The 18,125-nt window shown below is 63.3% G+C and carries 21 protein-coding genes; 14 read left to right on the top strand and 7 right to left on the bottom strand.

Features of this window, described 5'->3' with window-relative positions:
- Position 1 precedes the first annotated feature (1 nt).
- The 9 genes from QAT43_RS03010 to QAT43_RS02970 all read left to right on the top strand — a co-directional run bounded on the left by QAT43_RS03010 (position 2) and on the right by QAT43_RS02970 (position 8,118).
- Positions 2-385, top strand: coding sequence for a holo-ACP synthase (locus tag QAT43_RS03010; RefSeq protein ID WP_305041558.1), 384 nt, complete (start codon positions 2-4; stop codon positions 383-385).
- Positions 382-1,947 (top strand): NAD(P)H-hydrate dehydratase, encoded by a 1,566-nt coding sequence (locus QAT43_RS03005; protein WP_305041557.1) that lies wholly within the window; start codon positions 382-384, stop codon positions 1,945-1,947. The genes QAT43_RS03010 and QAT43_RS03005 overlap by 4 nt, the downstream gene beginning before the upstream one ends.
- Positions 1,941-2,390: a CBS domain-containing protein gene (locus QAT43_RS03000; RefSeq protein WP_305041556.1), complete on the top strand. Its 450-nt coding sequence runs from the start codon at positions 1,941-1,943 to the stop codon at positions 2,388-2,390. The genes QAT43_RS03005 and QAT43_RS03000 overlap by 7 nt, the downstream gene beginning before the upstream one ends.
- Entirely contained in the window at positions 2,387-2,881 is a 495-nt protein-coding gene (tsaE, locus tag QAT43_RS02995; RefSeq protein ID WP_305041555.1) for a tRNA (adenosine(37)-N6)-threonylcarbamoyltransferase complex ATPase subunit type 1 TsaE, read from the top strand. Before QAT43_RS03000 ends, tsaE begins: the two co-directional genes overlap by 4 nt.
- Positions 2,878-4,278: a dihydrolipoyl dehydrogenase gene (lpdA, locus tag QAT43_RS02990; RefSeq protein ID WP_305041554.1), complete on the top strand. Its 1,401-nt coding sequence runs from the start codon at positions 2,878-2,880 to the stop codon at positions 4,276-4,278. Before tsaE ends, lpdA begins: the two co-directional genes overlap by 4 nt.
- Before the next feature lie 60 nt (positions 4,279-4,338).
- Positions 4,339-5,571, top strand: a complete 1,233-nt coding sequence (locus QAT43_RS02985) for an aspartate kinase (protein WP_305041553.1) — start codon at positions 4,339-4,341, stop codon at positions 5,569-5,571.
- 104 nt (positions 5,572-5,675) lie between these two features.
- The gene (gene cimA, locus QAT43_RS02980; protein WP_305041552.1) at positions 5,676-7,253 is read left to right on the top strand and encodes a citramalate synthase; all 1,578 of its coding nucleotides are present in this window, start codon (positions 5,676-5,678) and stop codon (positions 7,251-7,253) included.
- Entirely contained in the window at positions 7,250-7,810 is a 561-nt protein-coding gene (locus QAT43_RS02975) for a ComEA family DNA-binding protein (RefSeq protein ID WP_305041551.1), read from the top strand. The genes cimA and QAT43_RS02975 overlap by 4 nt, the downstream gene beginning before the upstream one ends.
- A gap of 152 nt (positions 7,811-7,962) precedes the next feature.
- On the top strand, positions 7,963-8,118 hold the full coding sequence (locus QAT43_RS02970; protein WP_305041550.1) for a hypothetical protein: 156 nt from the start codon (positions 7,963-7,965) through the stop codon (positions 8,116-8,118).
- Between the two features lie 88 nt (positions 8,119-8,206).
- On the opposite strand, the gene QAT43_RS02965 is transcribed toward QAT43_RS02970, so the two are convergent.
- The 6 genes from QAT43_RS02965 to QAT43_RS02940 form a co-directional block, all read right to left on the bottom strand.
- Entirely contained in the window at positions 8,207-9,205 is a 999-nt protein-coding gene (locus QAT43_RS02965) for an HDOD domain-containing protein (RefSeq protein WP_305041549.1), read from the bottom strand.
- Positions 9,206-9,325: 120 nt separating this feature from the next.
- A complete protein-coding gene (locus QAT43_RS02960; protein ID WP_305041548.1) occupies positions 9,326-10,552 on the bottom strand; it encodes a bifunctional alpha/beta hydrolase/OsmC family protein in 1,227 nt (408 codons plus the stop codon).
- Entirely contained in the window at positions 10,549-11,028 is a 480-nt protein-coding gene (locus QAT43_RS02955) for a hypothetical protein (protein WP_305041547.1), read from the bottom strand. The genes QAT43_RS02960 and QAT43_RS02955 overlap by 4 nt, the downstream gene beginning before the upstream one ends.
- A gap of 150 nt (positions 11,029-11,178) precedes the next feature.
- A complete protein-coding gene (locus QAT43_RS02950) occupies positions 11,179-11,547 on the bottom strand; it encodes a hypothetical protein (protein ID WP_305041546.1) in 369 nt (122 codons plus the stop codon).
- Positions 11,547-11,813: a hypothetical protein gene (locus tag QAT43_RS02945; RefSeq protein ID WP_305041545.1), complete on the bottom strand. Its 267-nt coding sequence runs from the start codon at positions 11,811-11,813 to the stop codon at positions 11,547-11,549. Before QAT43_RS02945 ends, QAT43_RS02950 begins: the two co-directional genes overlap by 1 nt.
- 21 nt (positions 11,814-11,834) lie before the next feature.
- Positions 11,835-12,341, bottom strand: a complete 507-nt coding sequence (locus QAT43_RS02940; RefSeq protein ID WP_305041544.1) for a cytochrome P460 family protein — start codon at positions 12,339-12,341, stop codon at positions 11,835-11,837.
- Positions 12,342-12,412: 71 nt separating this feature from the next.
- Here QAT43_RS02940 and QAT43_RS02935 point away from each other — a divergent pair, with 71 nt between their 5' ends.
- Together QAT43_RS02935 and QAT43_RS02930 are read left to right on the top strand one after the other, a co-directional pair.
- Positions 12,413-12,634, top strand: coding sequence for a LysE family transporter (locus QAT43_RS02935; protein ID WP_305041543.1), 222 nt, complete (start codon positions 12,413-12,415; stop codon positions 12,632-12,634).
- A 154-nt stretch (positions 12,635-12,788) separates the two neighbouring features.
- Positions 12,789-13,544, top strand: a complete 756-nt coding sequence (locus QAT43_RS02930; RefSeq protein WP_305041542.1) for a DUF4197 domain-containing protein — start codon at positions 12,789-12,791, stop codon at positions 13,542-13,544.
- Between the two features lie 13 nt (positions 13,545-13,557).
- Here the strand turns inward: QAT43_RS02930 and QAT43_RS02925 are convergent, their stop codons facing one another.
- Complete coding sequence (locus tag QAT43_RS02925; protein ID WP_305041541.1) at positions 13,558-15,669, bottom strand: 3-hydroxyacyl-CoA dehydrogenase NAD-binding domain-containing protein; 2,112 nt, start codon at positions 15,667-15,669, stop codon at positions 13,558-13,560.
- Between the two features lie 169 nt (positions 15,670-15,838).
- On the opposite strand from QAT43_RS02925, the gene pdhA reads away from it, so the two are divergent.
- The 3 genes from pdhA to QAT43_RS14815 all read left to right on the top strand — a co-directional run.
- On the top strand, positions 15,839-16,825 hold the full coding sequence (gene pdhA / locus QAT43_RS02920; RefSeq protein ID WP_305041540.1) for a pyruvate dehydrogenase (acetyl-transferring) E1 component subunit alpha: 987 nt from the start codon (positions 15,839-15,841) through the stop codon (positions 16,823-16,825).
- A 33-nt stretch (positions 16,826-16,858) separates the two neighbouring features.
- A complete protein-coding gene (locus tag QAT43_RS02915; protein WP_305041539.1) occupies positions 16,859-17,836 on the top strand; it encodes an alpha-ketoacid dehydrogenase subunit beta in 978 nt (325 codons plus the stop codon).
- 135 nt (positions 17,837-17,971) lie between these two features.
- The coding region (locus QAT43_RS14815; RefSeq protein WP_442900192.1) for a biotin/lipoyl-containing protein at positions 17,972-18,125 on the top strand (154 nt) is incomplete at its 3' end.

Genomic DNA, 18,125 nt, shown 5'->3' with positions numbered 1-18,125 from the left:
GGTGGCGGTGGTCGGCCTCGGCACCGATCTGGCGCAGGTCGGCCGTTTTCGCCGCCTGCTCGCGGGAGAAAAAGCGGCGGTCCTGGTGCGGATTTTTACCGAGCAGGAGCGGGCCTACGCCCTGGCCAAGAAAGATCCGGCGCCCCATCTGGCGGCGCGCTTTGCCGCCAAGGAAGCTTTTCTCAAGGCTTTGGGGCTTGGCCTGCGCGGCGGCCTTACCTGGCAGGACATGGAGGTGGTGCGCGACGAGTTGGGCAAGCCGTCCCTGCACCTTAGGGGCCAAGCGGAGCAGCTCTGCCGGGAGCGCGCCGTCAGCAGGGTTCACCTGTCCTATAGCCACGACGGCGACTATGCGCAGGCCGTGGTTGTCCTGGAGGCTTCATGAAGGTGCTGAGCGCCGCGCAGATGCGCGAGCTGGATCGCCGGACCATCGAGGACATCGGCATTCCGGGAGCCGTGCTCATGGAGAATGCCGGACGCGGCGCGACCCGCCGCCTGGTCAAGCATTATCGCGGCCTGTTTCCGGGGCCGGTCCTGGTCCTGGCCGGCAAGGGCAACAACGGCGGCGATGGCTTGGTCATGGCTCGCTGCCTTTTGGAGCAGGGCTGGCAGGTGCGCACCCTGGTTTTGGCGGAGCGCGCGGCCGTCGGCGGCGATGCGCGTCTCTTTTTGGAGGTGCTGTTGCGCCTCGGTGCCCTGGTGACCTTCGTGCCCGATGCGCCAAGTCTGGAAGCCGCGTTGCGGGAAAACCAGGAACATCGGCTGGTTGTCGACGCCCTCTTCGGCACGGGGCTGAGCGCCGAGGTGGGAGGTCACCATGCCTGGGCGGTGGACTGGCTCAACACGCAGGGGCGACCGGTGGTGGCGGTGGATATCCCCTCGGGCGTCGATGCCGACAACGGGCGGATTCTCGGATGCGCCGTGCGCGCCGATCTGACCCTGACCTTTGCCCGGCCCAAGGTCGGTCATCTAGTGTTTCCCGGCGCCGCTCTGGTCGGCACCCTGGAAACGGTGGAGATCGGCATCCCGCCTGAGTTCATCAGCCGGGCGCGGCCCGCCCATTTCTGGGTCGATGCCGAGGAAGCCTTGTCCTTGGTGCCGCCGCGGCCCGCGGAGGGGCACAAGGGAACCTTTGGGCACCTGCTGGTTGTCGCCGGCTCTCCCGGCAAATCCGGGGCGGCAGCCATGACCGCCGATGCCGGGGTGCGTTCCGGGGCGGGCCTGGTGACCCTCGCCTGTCCTGCCGGCATCCATGATATTCTTGAAATCAAGACCACCGAACCCATGACCGTCGCCCTGCCCGAGGTGGCCGGCGCCCTGAGTCTGCAGGCCCTGGAACCGCTTCTGGATCTGGCGCGCGACAAGCAGGCTCTGGCCTTGGGCCCCGGGCTCGGTCAGGCCGAGGAAACCCAGGCGCTGGTGCGCCGCCTGGTGCGTGAATGCGCGCCACCCCTGGTCATTGATGCCGACGGCATCAATGCCCTCGCCGGGCACCTTGACGTGCTTGTGGAAGGCGCGTCCTTTCCGCGGGTGCTGACGCCCCATCCCGGGGAAATGGCTCGGCTGGCCGGCGTGAGCATTGCCGAGATTCAGGGTGATCGGGTGGCCTTCGCCCGCGGATTCGCAAGCCAGACCGGTGCGGTTCTGGTTCTCAAGGGGGCGCGCACCCTGACGGCGGCGCCCGACGGGCGCGTCTTCATCAACGCCAGCGGCAATCCGGGGATGGCCTCGGGCGGCATGGGGGATGTCCTGACCGGCCTGATCGGCGGGTTTCTCGCCCAAGGCATGGAGCCGGCCGCGGCGGCGGCCCTGGCGGTTTTCCTCCACGGCCATGCCGCCGACCGCCTGGCCCGACAGCTGGGTACTTCCGGCCTGGCCGCAACCGACCTGTTGCGGGACCTGCCCGCCGCGCGTCACGATCTGCTCTCAAGGAGTTCGCTATGTTAAAAGCCAAGGATATCATGACCCGCGAGGTTATTTCCGTGACCCCCGAAACCGGGGTCGAGGAACTGGCGCGCCTGTTCATGGAAAAGAACATCAGCGCCATGCCCGTCGTCACCGACGGCGGCAAGCTTTTCGGCATCGTTACGGAGACGGACCTGGTCTCCCAGGATCGCCCCTTGCACATCCCGACGGTCATCGCCATTTTCGACTGGGTGATCTATCTGCAAAGCCAGAAGGACTTCAAGGCGGAGGTGGAAAAGATTACCGCGCAGAAGGTCGGGGAAATCTGCGTCACCGACGTGGTCAGCTGCTCGCCCGAGACGTCCGTTGCGGAAATCGCCCAGCTCATGACGGAAAACAAGGCGCATCTCATCCCCGTGGTGGAGGACGGCCAGGTGGTCGGGGTTGTGGCGCGTCTCGACATCATTCGGGCCATGGGCCGATGAGGGCAGGGGTCACAGGGATTGTATCCGAGTCCCCCGAACAGACCCGCGCTTTCGGGCGCATCCTTGGCGCTCTGCTGAGCGCGCCCCTGCTCATTTGGCTGGCCGGTGATCTCGGCGCGGGAAAAACCTGCCTGACCCAGGGCCTCGCCCTGGGGTTGGACATCCCCGCCGATGAGCCGGTCACCAGTCCCAGCTATACCCTGATGAATCAATACCGGGGGCGGATGAACCTCTTTCATTTCGATCTTTATCGCCTCAATCGCATTGATGACCTGGATGATCTGGATTTTGCCTCCTATCTGGACACCGACGGCGTCACCGTGGTGGAGTGGGCCGATCGCTTCGGGGAGTTGGAAGGCGGGGGCTTGCGAATTCGCCTGACGACGCTCGACGAGAATCGCCGGCGCATCGAACTGCATGCCGGCGACAAGGTTCCGCCGGATCTGGTGGCGCGTCTGCTCGACGCCTGGCGCAGGGAGAACCCCTCATGACCGAGTACGATATCGCCGTGATCGGCGGCGGCCCCGGCGGCTACGTCGCGGCCTTGCGCGCGGCCCAGCAGGGCGCGTGCACTTGCCTCATCGAAGTTGGGGACGTCGGCGGTACCTGCCTGAATCGCGGCTGCATCCCCACCAAGGCGCTCTACAGCACGGCCCTTTTGCTCCAGCGGATACAGGGGGCGGCGGCCCATGGCATTGACGTCGCCGCGCCGCGCCTGGATTTCGCCAAGGCCGTGGCGCGCAAGGACGAGGTGGTGCGCAAACTGGTCGGCGGCATCGAACAACTCCTCAAGGCGCAGGGCGTTGACGTTTATCGTGGCGAGGCCTCCCTGGCGGCCGAGGGGCGGGTGCGCATCCGGCGTCCCGACGTGACCGCCCACCTGCGCGCGAAAAACATCATCATCGCCACCGGCAGCCGTTCCCTGCGTCCGCAAGCCTTTGCCGTGGACGGGAAAAATGTTTTGACCAGCCGCGAAATCCTTGCTATTAAAGAGCTTCCCGCGAGCCTGCTGATCATTGGCGGGGGCTATATCGGCTGTGAATTCGCGAGTATTTTTGCCACCTTCGGCACCCGCGTCACGGTCGTTGAGCAACTGCCGACGCTGCTTGCCCGAACCGACCGGCAGGCGGTCCGCGAGGTGGAAAAATCCTTCAAGGAACTCGGGGTCCGGGTGCAGACCGAGACCACCGTGGAAAGCCTCGAGGTCGCCGACGGGCGGGTGCTGGTTAAGCTCTCCGGCGGTCGGGAACTCGAGGTGGAAAAAGTGCTGGTGGCCGTGGGGCGCAGCCCCAACAGTTCCGGGCTCGGCCTCGAAGAGGCGGGCGTGCGCACCGATGAGAAGGGCGCGATCCTGGTCGATGAAGGCATGCGCACCTCCCGGTCGAATGTGTTCGCCATCGGTGACGTGACCAACCTCATTCAGCTGGCTCATGTGGCGTCCTACCAGGCAGGCATTGCCGTGACCAACGCCCTGGGCGGCGAGGCCAAAGCCGACTACCGGGTGGTGCCCAGCGCCATTTTCACCCTGCCCGAGATCGGCCAGGTCGGGCTCACCGAGGACGAGGCCAAGGAACAGGGTCTTGCCGTGAAGATCGGCCGTTTTGCCTACCAGGCCTCGGGCAAGGCTTTGTGCGATGGTGAGACGCGCGGGCTGGTGAAGATTCTCGCGGCGGCTGACGATGACCGCATCCTCGGCGCCTCTTTCGTCGGGCAAGACGCCTCGGCGCTGGTGGCGGAGGCCGCGGCGGCCATGCAGGCGGGAATGACGGCTCAAGCCCTGGGGCGCACCATTCATGCCCATCCGAGCTTGCCCGAAATGCTCATGGAAGCAGCCGAGGACGTTCATGGCCTGGCGATCCACAAAGCCGGGCGCAAGCGCGATCGCTGATCCGACGACAGGCATCACGGGGCGTGGGCCCCGTTTTCAACAACGGAGGAGAAGACAGCTATGGCCTTGGTGGTACAGAAGTACGGAGGGACCTCGGTCGGCACCATCGAACGCATTCGCAACGTCGCGCGGCGGGTGGCCCGGACCTACGATGACGGCAACGACGTCATCGTGGTGGTTTCGGCCATGGCCGGCGAAACTAACAAGCTGGTGGCGCTGGCCAACGAAATGTGCGAGTTCCCCAGCGAGCGCGAGTACGATGTGCTGGTGTCGACCGGTGAGCAGGTGTCCATCGCCCTGCTGGCCATGTGCCTGCAGTCCATGGGGTACAAGGCCAAAAGCTACTGCGGGTTCCAGATTCCGGTCGTGACCGACAGCTCCTTTTCCAAGGCGCGCATTGAGAAGATCGACGACAAGAAGATCCGCGAAGATCTGAAGAACGGCACCATCATCGTGGTTGCAGGCTTCCAGGGCATCGACCATGAGGGCAACATCACCACCCTGGGGCGCGGCGGGTCCGACACTTCGGCGGTCGCGGTCGCGGCCGGACTCAAGGCCGACGTCTGCGAGATTTTCACCGACGTCGACGGCATCTACACCACCGACCCGCGCATCGTGCCCGAGGCCTCCAAGATGGACAAGGTCTCCTACGACGAAATGCTGGAGATGGCGTCCCTGGGTTCCAAGGTGCTGCAGATCCGCTCGGTGGAATTTGCCAAGAAATATGGCGTTGTGGTTCATGTCCGGTCGAGTTTCAACGATAATCCAGGAACCCTGGTGATGAAGGAGGATGCCGATATGGAAGCCGTTCTCGTTTCGGGAATTACCTACAATAAGGATGAAGCCAAGATTTCCGTGTTCCGGGTGCCCGACAAGCCGGGGATCGCTTCGCAGATTTTCTCGCCCCTCTCCCATGCCAACATCACCGTGGACATGATCATTCAGAACGTCTCCCATGAGGGGTTCACCGATCTGACCTTTACCGTGCCCAAGGCCGATTACAAAAAAGCCATCAAGATCGTCGAGGAAACCGCCAAGGACGTGGGCGCCAGCGGCGTGAAGGGCGATGAGAGCATCGCCAAGGTCAGCATCGTCGGCGTCGGCATGCGCTCCCACTCGGGGGTGGCGAGCAAGATGTTCCAGACCCTTGCTCAGGAGGGCATTAATATTCACATGATTTCCACCAGCGAAATCAAGATCTCCTGCATCATCGACAGCAAATACACCGAACTGGCCGTACGCGTGCTGCACGAGGCCTTCGGTCTTGCGAAAAAGGACATCAAGGCCGAATAGGCCGTTTCGCTCATAGGGCCGGCGGCCTCCCGGCCGTCGTCGATACTCGGGGAACCTTCGGGGCGCAGCATGCTGCGCCCCGCGCTGTAATGGGGATGAAACGCATGAGCCTGATCCATCTTTATGACACCACCCTGCGCGACGGCACCCAGGCCGAGGATGTCTCTTTTCTGGTGGCGGACAAGATCCGCATCGCCGAGAAGCTCGACGACCTCGGCATCCACTACATCGAGGGCGGCTGGCCCGGCTCCAACCCCAAGGACATCAGTTTTTTCAAGGAAATCAAGAAGGTGCGCCTGAAGCAGGCCAAGATCGCCGCCTTCGGTTCGACCCGCCGCGCCAAGACCACGCCCGACAAGGACAACAACATTCGCACGCTGATCCAGGCCGAACCGGACACCGTCACCATCTTCGGCAAGACCTGGGATTTTCACGTGCATGAGGCGCTGCGCATTTCCCTGGAAGAGAACCTTGAGCTGATCAACGATTCCCTCGCCTATCTCAAGAGCCATGTGGGCGAAGTGATTTACGACGCCGAGCATTTCTTCGACGGCTACAAGGCCAATCCCGAGTACGCGCTGCAGACCCTCAAGGCGGCCGAGGCAGCAGGCGTCGACTGCATCGTGCTGTGCGATACCAACGGCGGCACCCTGCCCCATGAAATTGCTCCGATCATGGACAAGGTGCGTTCCGCCATCGCCACGCCGCTGGGTATTCACGCCCACAACGACAGCGAATGCGCGGTGGCCAACAGCCTCATGGCCGTGGCCTGCGGCGCGGTACATGTCCAGGGCACCATCAACGGCTTCGGCGAGCGTTGCGGCAACGCCAACCTCTGCTCCATCATTCCCGCCCTCAAGCTCAAGCTCAAGCACGATTGCATCAGCGACGAGCAGCTCAAGACCCTGCGCATCCTGTCGCGCACCATTTACGAGCTGGCCAATCTGGTGCCCAACAAGCACCAACCCTACGTCGGCAACTCGGCTTTCGCCCATAAGGGTGGCGTGCACGTCTCGGCCATCCAGCGCCATGCCGAAACCTATGAGCACATTCGGCCGGAGTTGGTCGGCAACCTGACCCGCGTGCTGGTGTCCGACCTTTCCGGTCGCTCCAACATCCTCGTCAAGGCCGAGCAGTTCAACATCAACCTCGACAGCAAGGATCCCCTGACCCAGGAAATCCTCGAAAACATCAAGGATCTGGAAAACAAGGGATTTCAGTTCGAAGGCGCCGAGGCGTCCTTCGAACTGCTCATGCGCCGCGCCCTGGGAACCCTGCGGCCGTTCTTCTCGGTGATCGGCTTCCGCGTTCTCGACAGCAAGCGCGTCGAGGAGGAAAAGCCCCAGTCGGAAGCCACCGTGCAGGTCAAGGTCGGCGGGCGCATCGAGCATACCGCCGCCGAGGGCAACGGACCCGTCAATGCCCTGGATCATGCCCTGCGCAAGGCGTTGGAAAGCTTTTATCCCCAGTTGCGGGAAATGCGCCTGCTCGATTACAAGGTGCGGGTGTTGCCCGCCGGCAAGGGGACGGCCTCGGTGACCCGCGTGCTCATCGAATCCGGGGACAAGACCGGGCGCTGGGGCACCGTCGGGGTCAGCGACAACATCATCGACGCCTCCTATCAGGCATTGATCGATGCCTTTCAGTACAAGTTGGTCAAGGATCAGGAGAACGCCGAGTGAAAGAAGCGGCCGGGGCCCTGCCCCTGGTGCTCCTGGTTTTGTTGCTCCTGGCGTTCAATATCGGCCGGCAGGTCTTTCCCCGCGAAAGACCGCCGGCCGTTTTGCTTGCCGAAAGCGAAGTCCTCTTTGTCGAGTTAGGCCAGGGTTTTGTTCGCCCCGGGGTGTATCAATTTTCTGACGCTTCTCTCTGGGAGGCCGTCATTTCGTTGACGACTCTGGATTGCGCCAGGAATCTGGCGGGCGAATCTGCCGGGATGGCCTTTCCGGCAGCCGGCACGAAGCTTGATCTTTCTTGTAGTGATTCGAATTTATTAAATATTTCCGTCTCGTGGATGAGCGCCGCGAAACGCATGGCCCTTGGCATTCTTTTGCATCCCGACCGGATGACCCTTGAGGATTGGCAATCCTTGCCCGGCATCGGTCCGCGTCTTGCTGAACGTATTGAACTTGACCGTCAAAAAAATGGCGATTTTGGTTCCTTAAAGGCTTTGCAGCGGGTGTCCGGAATCGGACCAAAGCGAATTCGTGACTGGGAAAGTTATTTTTCTGGTTCCTAAGTGTTTGACGTATCGTGGGAAAATCTTCTGAGAAAAAAAGAGAGAGAAAAAAATTTGACTTTTTGTCGAAACTGGCATGTCTGGTGAAATAGGGTTGAATGGCAAGCTTGAAGCCGTGTGTTCCATTCATTCTCTGAAAGGGGGAACTCTCCATGAAATGTCCCAAATGCAAAGGAAGAATGTACGCCGAGAAATTCTATGATTTCGTTCGCGCCTTCGAGGCCTGGAAATGCTGCTCCTGCGGGGAGGTTCTCGACCCGACCATCCTCGCCAATCGCGCCCGCAATCACAACCTGTACATCGGCTGAGGCCTGTGGTGTTGTGAGTTGATAGGTAGAAAAAATTAAGGCTAAACGCGAAAGAGGCCGGTGGCAACCGGCCTCTTTCGCGTTTTGGTCATTCGGAGTTGCGCATCGGCGGACCATCCTTGGCGAGCTGGATCAGGTCGATTTGGGTGCGGTAAAGCCACTGGATCGCTTCCTCGTACTCGGCACTGATGGCGACGAGCTTTTTGTTGGCCTGTTCAAGGATGTCGGCCAGGGAGCGGTCGATGCTCAGATGAATTCCCAGCCAGGAGGAGGCTTCCTTGGTTTCCTCCTCGACATTTCGGGCAAAATCCTCCAAGACCAGACCCTTGAGGTTTGCATTCTCCTTGAGGGCGTGCTGGAACCTGGCCTTGGGCAGTTCGGGCCGCTCGGTGTGGAACATGTCGGCAAAAATCCCCGCGAGGTGGACAGCCTGCACGACGTTGCGCGTCTCATCGTTGCCCTGAAACCGCTCCGGGTCATGATGGTGGGCGATGACGGCCTGAAAGCTGCCGGGAAACTTCCAGCGCCGTGCCGCGGCTGAGCCCAACTCCGTATGATCGAAACCGAACACCTCCCGCTCGACGTCCTTGGCCGTGATGCCCTTGCGCAGGGAGCTCTTGAGAACCGCTTGATACTTGGCCGGTTGGGCCCCGGCCAGCAAAATCGCGCCGATGTTGGCCAGCAGGCCGGCGGTAAAGCCGTCCTCGGCCTGTTTGGGACTGAAAATCCTGAGCAGTTGGCGCGTGCCCGCGGCCGTTGCCAGGGAGTGCTCCCAGAAGCGGGAGAAATCGAGCAGGGCGTTTTGCAGGGGGACGAGGGAAAAGGCCAGGGTCAGGGTGCGAACCTGGCGATCTCCCAGCAGGGCGATGGCGCGTTTGATGCTGCCGACGGGGGACAGGGGCGCGTAAAGGGGGGAGTTGGCGGCTTTGAGGATGCGGGCCGAGAGCGAGGGATCCGCCGAAATAATGCGCGCCATATCCGCCGCGCCGGTTTCGGGATCCAGTGCCAGCACCTTGACGGCGACCGCCGGCAGGCTGGGCAGGATTTCGGCCTCCAGAACCTCTTCAATACGAACCTGATCGAGCATGGTATCCCCTCGCGCACCTTGCCGGCCTGATTTCATGAATGGTGAAACGGTGAAGCCCCTTTTATATCACTTTCCCGCGCCGGACCAAAGGGGTTATTAGCAAGGGGCGCGGCCACTTTTTCAGTCCTCCTCCCGCAGGCGAGTGGCGATCCTGACCTCGCCGTGCAGGGTCTTATGCACCGGGCAGCGTTCGGCGATGTCCAGAAGGCGTTGGCGCTGCTCGGCGGAGAGCCGGCCGTGCAACTCCAGTTCGCGCTCGAAATGGACGATCTTGCCGTTTTTTTCCTCGCAGTTCTCGCAATCCTTGGCGTGAATCTTCTCGTGACGCAGCCGCACCACCGCCGATTCCAGCGGCCACTGTTTGCGCCTGGCGTACATCTGCAAGGTCATGGTGGTGCAGGCGCCCAAGGAGGCCTGGAGCAGATCGTAGGGCGATGGACCCAGGCCTTCGCCGCCATAGCTCTCCGGTTCGTCGGCCATCAAGGAATAGCCGCCGGCGAAAATCTCGGTGCGCAAGCCTTGCGCGTCGGTGCGCGCCGTCACACGGTTATCGAGGGCCGCGGGGCGGCGCTCGGGTTCCTCCGCGAGGTCAAGATAGCGCATGCCCCAGGTGGCGATGAGCTCGGCGGCGTAGCGGGCATCCTCCTTGCGCGTCAACAGGTGGTCGGCGGGGTCAAGGGAGACAAAGCTCTTGGGATGCCGGGCCGCGTCGTAGATCTCGCGGGCGTTGTCGATGGCCACGATCGCGTCGCGAGGCGAATGCATGATGAGCAGGGCTGCCTTGAGGCGAGCGATGCTCTCGGCGGGATCCTGGTTTTCGAGGTCATCGAGAAAATCCTTGCGGATGGTGAAGGGGCGCCCGTCGATGTCGACCCGCGCCTCGCCCTGCACGTCGATGGCCGCCCGCGCTTCGCCGAACAGCTTGCCGGCGTGCCGGGGATGAAAGGGCGAGGCGATGGCGACCACCGCCTTGACCGACGCAAGCTCGGCGGCGGCATGCAGCGCCGCCGTGCCGCCGAGGGAATGGCCAAGCAAAATGGCCGGCGGCTGATAGTGCTCCGCCAGAAAGTGCGCCGCCGCGAGCAGGTCGCGCACGTTGTGGCTGAAACCGGTGGCGGCGAAATCGCCTTCGCTGTCTCCGAGGCCGGTGAAATCAAAGCGCAGCACCGCGATGCGCCGCCGGCTCAGGGCGCGGGCGATGTGGGCGGCGGCGAGGCTGTTCTTGCCGCAGGTGAAGCAGTGGGCGAAGATCGCGTAGGCCAGGGGTCGCTCATCCTCGGGCAGATTGAGGATGGCGGCCAATTGTTCGCCCTCTTGGTTGGGGAAGCTCAGGGTTTCGTGTTTCATGGAATGATGGTCCCTTTCTCTCGCGCGGACATGCGGACACTCACGCCTTTTTCCAGGGCCAGGGTCCGTCCCTTCCTGCTCAGGGAAAACCTCTTGATGAGGGCAAACCCCGGGGCGATGGCAACCAGGCCCCTTTGGTTGAGGGAGCGCAGAGCCTCGGCGATGCTCTGGAATTCCATGTGCAGGCCCTGGGCCAGGGTCGGCAGCGACAGGCCCTTGGCACCGCTCTGGGCAAGGTGCAGGAATACGAGGTATTCCAGGTCGCTCAGTTTGGAAGGGTCGGCCGCACCGGGTTCCATTTCTCCGAGGACCGGCACGATGATGGTCTTGCGCCAAGGCCCCAGGGATTTCAGGGTGTCGTACAGTCGCCTAAAGCTCCTTTTGAAGAAAGGGACCAGGCCGATGAGGACAAAAATCGCCAGGAAGATGCGACTCAGGGTCTGGACTTCATCCATGTCCTGCCAGAAATTGGGCATGAGGCTCTCACCGCCTGAAAAACGCGGGTCAGCTTCGGTCGACGTCGATCCTCCCCGCGGGCCTTCTCCCCCCAAGCATAGCAAAGCCCCTCGGCGGAACAAACCTCGCGCCTGGATCTTTCCCGGTGGGTTGCGCCGGGTTGCGGCCACCTACTCCTCCTTGCCTGCTTTGGAATCCTTGCCCAGGAGGTATCCGGCAATCGCGCCGAAGAGACCGATGATGGGGGTGAGCTGTTCGTTGCTGTAGCCGACGACGAGCAGGAAGGCGGAAAAGCCGATGATGGTCAGTATGCCGAAAACCCGCAGGATTTGACTGGGCTGGGCGCTGGTGCGCCAGAGCAGGATGGTGGCCATGATCAGGGCGATCAGGGAGAAGACCAGAATGCTGATGGACAGGAAGGACACCAACTCATGGGACCAGGGCTGCACCCAACCGGCGGAGGCGTCCGCCCCTTTTTCGTCGATGGCTTTTTGCGCCGCTTCCAGGGCGGCCATGGCCGATTCGGTATTCGAGGCCATCAGGGAGCTCCTTCCTCGATGCGCTCGATGCGCTTTTCCAACTCCCCGACTTTTTCATTCAGCGCCTTGATGGCGGCGGTCTGCGCCTGCAGCAGCTCAAGCAGGTTCTCATCGCCGAGGGCGGACGTACCCGGAGCTTGCTTGGGTGGTGTCGGCATCGGCGGCGCGGGTGCCATTGGAGGTTGTTTTTCCGGGGCCGCCGGTGGTTGCTGGGCAAGTGCCAGGGTGGCCGTGAAAAGGATGGCAAGAAAAAAGGACAACCTCATGGCGTCACTCCTTCGGCAAGGCTAGCGCGGCAAGGTCGAGAATTTGGTGAAGACGTAGTCGTTGTCCTTGACCGGGGTGTGGCAGGCGACGCATTCCCTAGCAAAGTCGGCGTCGGCGCCGTAGGGTTTGAGATCCATGCCCAGCCAGCGGGCGAAGCCCCAGCCGACGGTGTCGGCGTATTTCTCTTGGTCGCGGATCATGAATTCCACATGGCTGAGCTCGCCGGGGATGAGGGCCGCCGGCCATTGGGGGTGGCGGGCTTCCTTCCACACCAGCTTGCCGAGGATCGCTCCGTCGGGCCAGGGGTTGGTCTGCCCGCGCAGGGCCGCTTCCACGGCCTGGTCGTTGCCGAGGATGACGCGCAGGGTCTTGTTGTCCTCGCGGTAGCTGGAACTGATCAGTCGCCAGTTCTGGTAGCCGCCGGGCAGGGTGATGCCGTTGGGCGCGGGCGGGACGATTGATTCGGCATGGACGGGGCAGGCGAGGGCGATGAGGAGCAGGGGAACAAGGATCAGCTTGATGGGCATGGGGCGCTCTCCTTTGGCGGCAAGGGCCGATTCGCGGCGCGGACAATGCAAAATTAGCGGATTATCGAGGCTTGTCAAATGACCTTGGGACGGTTGCCCAAAGCGTGCAGATCCTGCTGCTCGGTGCACTCTTCATCCTGGCCACCCTTTTGGTGTTTGGCGGCATCGCCCTGCTCGCCGGCACCCTGGGCGCCTGGCTCAACCGATCCGAGAGTGTTCAGCGGGGCCTCAACCGGGTCGCCGGCGCCGTGTTTGTCGGATTGGCGCTGACCCTGGCCTTCAGCGGACGCTGAAGCGAGCGCGGCAAGGGAAAGGTTGCGCTATCATTTTTTTGATTGCCGAAGTATAATTCGCGAATATTTTTTTAGGTCGGTTGCGGGTCGTCCCTGTGTGGGGCGGCTTTTTTCGTTGCGAGCGAAACTTTCCCTGGAAGGATCACCACCGTTCATGTCCCGCCGTTTCGTCCTCATGCTGGTCGTGCTCAGTTTGTTTCTCTCGTCCTGCACCACCTCGCCCCTGCCCCTCATGCAGCAGGCTCTCGCCGACCGCCTGGCCCGCGACCTCAAGCAGGCCCTGGGCCTGAGCGTGCGCCACGTTATCGCGCAGCTGGCCGAGCCGGGCGGCTATTTCGACAATCCCCTGGTGCGCCTGCTGGTGCCGCCGCAGGTCACCCTGGCCATCAAGCTGCTCCAGGGGGTGGGCATGCTCTTCGACGAGGAGGCCGGCGATCCCCGCGAGCGGTTGGAGAAGGCCATGAATCAGGCGGTTTCCGCGGCCATTCCGACGGCGGCGCCGATTCTCGGGCAGGCCCTGGAGGATTTGCCCCTGAGCGAGGCGCGCACCCTGCTCACCGCCGGCCGCACGGCCTTTACCGATTACCTCAAGGAAAAAACCGCCGATGCGCTGCTGGAACAGCTGCAACCGGCGGTGACGGCCAATCTCGGTCAGTTGGGCGCCTTGGGCGAGTACGCGGATTTGGCCGAGGGGTTTCGTGCCTTGCAGTTGGTCGCGCCCGAACCCCCCGAGGATCTGCCGGCGGTGCCCGAGGAACCCTTGCCGCCCGCGGAAGAGTTCGAGCGTTACGTGACCGAACAGGCGGTCTCCGGGCTGTTCCGAATGGTGGGGGCCGAGGAGGAAAAGATCCGCCGCAATCCCTTGTTCCAGGATGTCGAGTTGCTCAAGAAGGCCCTCGGGCAGCAGTGAGCGCTTCCTTTTTTCAGCCCTCCCCGTAAAACCTTTCCCTGTCCCGTAGCCAAGCCGCCGGCGCGAACCGGCGGCCGTGGGCGGCGGCGAGTTTTTCCAGCTCCCTGACCAGGGACGGCAGTCCCTGGCTGTCGGCCCAGCGGCACGTCCCGCCGAGAAACGGCGGGAAACCGGTGCCGAAAATCATGCCCGTGTCTACATCCTCCGGCGCGGCCACCACCCCCTCTTCGAGGCAACGCGCCGCCTCGTTGATCATGAGCAGCAGCATGCGACGCAGATCGGCGCGGGTCGCGCCGCGTGTGCCGTGCAGGCCGAGAAGCTGGGCCAGGGCCTGATTGCGGCCGATGGTGCGCTCGCCCTGGTAGCGGTAGAACCCGCGCCCGGTCTTGCGCCCGAGGTCGGGCTGGGCGGCGGCCTGGTGGAGAAGGGAGCTTTTCTCCAGATAATCAAAGGCCGCGCAGAGGGTGGTGCCGACCTCGGCGGCGATGTCCAGCCCCACCTCGTCCATGAGGCGAAACGGCCCCATGGGAAGGCCGAAGCCAGTGGCGCGCACGTCGAGGTTGAGCCAGTCGACGCCGCCCTGAGCGATGAGGCAGGCTTCGTTGAGGTAGGCCATGAGCAGGCGGTTGACGAGAAAACCCGGCCGGTCGGCGACGACGATGGGCGTCTTGCCGAGCTTGAGTGCGGCGCTGAACAGGGTCGCCAGGGTCTGCTCGGAGGTCGCGGCGCCGCGGATCACCTCGACCAGGGGCATTTTCTCGGCGGGGTTGAAAAAGTGCAGGCCGCCCAGATTGCCAGGCCGTTGCGCGCTGTGCTGCAATTCGCTCACCGAAAGCGCCGAGGTGTTGGTGGCCAGGACTGCCGTGTCGGCCAGCAGGGGTTCGACCTCGGCCAGCACCGCCTGCTTGACCGGCATTTTTTCCAGCACCGCCTCGATGACTAGGTCGGCATCGGCGAGATCCTCCAGGCGGGTCGTGCCCTGGATGCGGGCGAGCTTTTCCGCGGCGGCGTCGCTGCCCTGCTGCTTCTTGCGCGCTTGACGCTCGAAGCGCCCGCGCAGGTCGTCAAGCGCGGCGGAGATAATGTCTTCCTTGAGATCGCGCAGCACCACCGGCACGCCCTGCGCGGCAAGCAGTCCGGCGATGCCGCGCCCCATGACGCCGCCGCCGATGACCGCCGCCCGCCGGACGGGCAGGGGCTGGGCGTCAAGGCCCGGAGCCTTCTTCGCCCGTTGGTTGAGATGGTAGACGTGCACCAGGTTCTTGCACGCCGGGGTCAGCAAAATGCGCCCCAGTTCGCGGGCTTCCAGATCCAGACCGGCGGGGAGGTCGCGTTCCAGGCCCTGGCGGATAACCTCCAAGGCCTTGAGGGGCGCGGGATAATGCCCGCCGGTTCGGGCTTGCAGCTTCTTGCGCGCCTGGTGGAACAGGAAGGCGCGGCCCAGGGGATTTTTCTCCAGCAGCCAGATGCGCCAGCCCGAGTTCTTGTCGCGGCGCTTTTTAAGCACCGGCTTGGGATCGACGATGACGCGGCGCAGCAGCGCCAGCGCGGCCTCGGCCAGGCCGGCCGCGGTGACGCATTCGTCCGCCAGACCCAGATTGAGGGCCTGGATGCCGGAGAGGCTGCGGCCGGTGAGAATCAGGTCGAGGGATTTTTCCAGGGAGATGAGGCGCGGCAGTCGCTGGGTGCCGCCGAAGCCGGGAAACAGGCCGAGTTTGACTTCGGGCAGGGCGATGCTCGCCTGTTCGGCGGCGATGCGGTAATGGCAGGCGAGGATGAACTCGGTGCCGCCGCCCATGCAGTGGCCGTGCACCGCCGCCACCACGGGAAAGGGCAGCTGTGCCCATCGCTCGAAGATGCGCTGCCCCTCGCGGGCCAGGCGCTCACCCTCGGCGGCATCCGCGACGGCGGCAATCTGACCGATGTCGGCACCGGCGATGAATCCCGCCTCCTTGGCGCTGCTCACCACCACGCCGCGCACCTCGTTGTCGGCGGCGAGCATCTCCGCGGTCTGCTCCAACTCCCGCAGAAAATCGGCGTTGAGAATGTTGACCCGACTGTCCGGGGCATCGAGCCTCACTTGGGCGATGCCGTCGGCGAGGGTATGGGTGATGAAATTGGCCATGCCGTCCTCCTGTCTGGCGCGTTGCATTTTTTTCTAAAGGATATCGCGCCCTTCGCCCAGGGCAAGAAAGAAAATTGGCAGGCCTTCGCCGGTTGCCAAGCCAGGGGGAGTTGCTAACATTGAGAAGCAGCAGCGCCCCGGCGCTTCATCCCAGCGGAAAGGGCTCGTCATGAAGGAACGCAAGGAAGCATCGCAACTGCAATCGACCGAGCTGTTGGCCATGTACCGCGACATGGTGCGCATCCGTGAATTCGAGGAAGCCTGCCCCGCGCTCTACAGCCAGCGCAAGATGGGGGGGTTCCTGCATCTCTACAGCGGCCAGGAGGCCGTGGGCGTGGGGGTGGCGCGCGCCATTCACCAAGAGGATTACATGATCGGCGCCTACCGCGAGCATGGGCTGATCCTGGCCAAGGGCACGCCGCCCGGTCCGGTGATGGCCGAGCTGTTCGGCAAGGCGACGGGGGTGAGCCGCGGCAAGGGCGGCTCCATGCACATGTTCGATCCCGAGGTGCGCTTCATGGGCGGCTACGGCATCGTCGGCGGGCATCTGCCCCTGGCGGTGGGCATGGGCTTCGCCATCCAGTATCAGGAAAAGGACGAGGTCGTGGTCTGCCTGTTCGGCGACGGCGCCACCAATCAGGGCGTGTTTCACGAGGCCATGAACATGGCGGCCCTCTATCGGGTGCCGGTGGTGTTCGTCTGCGAGAACAACATGTACGGCATCGGCACGGCGGTCGGTCGCGCCAGCGCCGTCGAGCAGCTCTACAAAAAGAGCTGCGCCTACGAAACCCCAGGCGTCAAGGTCGACGGCATGGACGTGCTCAAGGTCTACGAGGCGGTGCGCCAGGCGGCAACCAGGGCGCGCGCCGGGGAGGGGCCGACCTACATCGAGGCCCTGACCTACCGCTTTCGCGGCCATTCCATTTCCGATCCCGGCACCTATCGCAGCGAGCAGGAGAAAAAGCTGTGGAAGGAGCGCGATCCCATTCCCAACTTCGGCCGCTGGCTGGTGAGCGAGGGCAAGGTCAAGGACACCGACCTCAAAACCATCGATGCGGAGGAAAAAGAGCTCATCGCCGAGGCCATCCGTTTTGCCGAAGAGAGTCCCGACCCGGGCCCCGAGGACCTTTGGACCGATGTCTATGTCGCATCCTGAATCTTGCAACTTCTCCGCCGAACGGAGTTCGCCATGCCGCTGATCACTTGTCGTGACGCCATCAATCAGGCCCTGCAGGAAGAGATGGAGCGCGATCCCAACGTGTTCATCCTGGGCGAGGACGTCGCCCTCTACGAAGGCTCCTTCAAGGTGACCAAGGGATTGCTCGCCAAGTTCGGCGAGAAGCGGGTCATCGACACGCCCATCGCCGAGGCGGGTTTCACCGGACTGGGCTGCGGCGCGGCCATGGTTGGCCTGCGGCCCATCGTCGAACTCATGACGGTCAACTTCGGCATCGTTGCCCTGGATCAGATCATGAACAACGTGGCGGTAATCCGCTACATGTTCGGCGGCCGGGTCAAGGTGCCCCTCACCATCCGCTCGCCGGGCGGCGCGGGCAATCAGCTCGGCGCCCAGCACAGCCACTCCATCGAGGCCATGCTCATGCACTGCCCCGGCTTGCGCGTGGTGGTGCCCTCGGTGCCCGCCGACGCCAAAGGCTTGCTCAAGTCGGCGATCCGCAGCGACGATCCGGTGTTTTTCGTCGAGCACGAAGGGCTCTACGGCGTCAAGGGCGAGGTTCCCGAGGGCGACTACACCATCCCCCTGGGCGTCGCCGACGTCAAACGCCCGGGCAAGGATGTGACGCTGATCTGCCTGTCGAAAATGGTCTATGTATGCCTGGAAGCGGCGGAGAAGTTGGCCGAGGAGGGCATCAATGCCGAAGTACTTGACCTGCGCGGGCTCAATCCCCTGGATCTGCCGGCGATTCTTGATTCCGTGACCAAGACCGGCCGCGCCGTCACCGTCGAGGAGTGCTGGCTGACCGGCGGCTGGGGCGGCGAGATCGCCGCTCTCATCATGGAGCACGCCTTTGCCGCCCTGGCCGCGCCGGTGCTGCGCGTGGCTTCGGCCGATGTGCCCATGCCCTACAACAAGGCGCTGGAAGACGCGGCGATTCCCGATGTGGCGCGGGTGATGGCGCGGGTGCGCGAGGTGATGAGGTATTGAATCCTTTTTGGAGCCAGGAATGACACGAATAGGCACGAATCTCAAACCCCTTGGCCCAAGGATTTCCATGAAAGAAAGAATGCGTGTTCATTCGTGTCATTCGTGGTTGCCGTTAAACCCTCTAGGAGATCTCCCATGTCCCAGGAAATAAAGATGCCCAAGCTTAGCGACACCATGGAAGAGGGAACCGTCCTGGCGTGGCGCATCAAGGAAGGGCAGAAGGTCAAGAAGGGCGACATCATCGCCGAGATCGAAACGGACAAGGCCGCCATGGAGATGGAGGCTTTCG

The sequence above is a fragment of the Geoalkalibacter sp. genome (genome assembly GCF_030604225.1).
Lineage (GTDB): Bacteria > Desulfobacterota > Desulfuromonadia > Desulfuromonadales > Geoalkalibacteraceae > Geoalkalibacter.
This window is presented reverse-complemented; position numbering and strand designations above follow the sequence as displayed.

What these genes read in the sequence shown, in the direction of transcription:
- cimA (WP_305041552.1), top strand. Translation starts at nt 5,676, where the DNA reads ATGAGCCTGATCCATCTTTATGACACCACCCTGCGCGACGGCACCCAG.
- QAT43_RS02955 (WP_305041547.1), bottom strand. Translation starts at nt 11,028, where the DNA reads ATGCCCAATTTCTGGCAGGACATGGATGAAGTCCAGACCCTGAGTCGC.
- QAT43_RS02960 (WP_305041548.1), bottom strand. Translation starts at nt 10,552, where the DNA reads ATGAAACACGAAACCCTGAGCTTCCCCAACCAAGAGGGCGAACAATTG.
- pdhA (WP_305041540.1), top strand. Translation starts at nt 15,839, where the DNA reads ATGAAGGAACGCAAGGAAGCATCGCAACTGCAATCGACCGAGCTGTTG.
- QAT43_RS02985 (WP_305041553.1), top strand. Translation starts at nt 4,339, where the DNA reads ATGGCCTTGGTGGTACAGAAGTACGGAGGGACCTCGGTCGGCACCATC.
- QAT43_RS03000 (WP_305041556.1), top strand. Translation starts at nt 1,941, where the DNA reads ATGTTAAAAGCCAAGGATATCATGACCCGCGAGGTTATTTCCGTGACC.
- tsaE (WP_305041555.1), top strand. Translation starts at nt 2,387, where the DNA reads ATGAGGGCAGGGGTCACAGGGATTGTATCCGAGTCCCCCGAACAGACC.
- QAT43_RS02940 (WP_305041544.1), bottom strand. Translation starts at nt 12,341, where the DNA reads ATGCCCATCAAGCTGATCCTTGTTCCCCTGCTCCTCATCGCCCTCGCC.
- QAT43_RS02965 (WP_305041549.1), bottom strand. Translation starts at nt 9,205, where the DNA reads ATGCTCGATCAGGTTCGTATTGAAGAGGTTCTGGAGGCCGAAATCCTG.
- lpdA (WP_305041554.1), top strand. Translation starts at nt 2,878, where the DNA reads ATGACCGAGTACGATATCGCCGTGATCGGCGGCGGCCCCGGCGGCTAC.
- QAT43_RS03005 (WP_305041557.1), top strand. Translation starts at nt 382, where the DNA reads ATGAAGGTGCTGAGCGCCGCGCAGATGCGCGAGCTGGATCGCCGGACC.
- QAT43_RS02970 (WP_305041550.1), top strand. Translation starts at nt 7,963, where the DNA reads ATGAAATGTCCCAAATGCAAAGGAAGAATGTACGCCGAGAAATTCTAT.
- QAT43_RS02930 (WP_305041542.1), top strand. Translation starts at nt 12,789, where the DNA reads ATGTCCCGCCGTTTCGTCCTCATGCTGGTCGTGCTCAGTTTGTTTCTC.
- QAT43_RS02915 (WP_305041539.1), top strand. Translation starts at nt 16,859, where the DNA reads ATGCCGCTGATCACTTGTCGTGACGCCATCAATCAGGCCCTGCAGGAA.
- QAT43_RS02945 (WP_305041545.1), bottom strand. Translation starts at nt 11,813, where the DNA reads ATGAGGTTGTCCTTTTTTCTTGCCATCCTTTTCACGGCCACCCTGGCA.
- QAT43_RS02950 (WP_305041546.1), bottom strand. Translation starts at nt 11,547, where the DNA reads ATGGCCTCGAATACCGAATCGGCCATGGCCGCCCTGGAAGCGGCGCAA.
- QAT43_RS02925 (WP_305041541.1), bottom strand. Translation starts at nt 15,669, where the DNA reads ATGGCCAATTTCATCACCCATACCCTCGCCGACGGCATCGCCCAAGTG.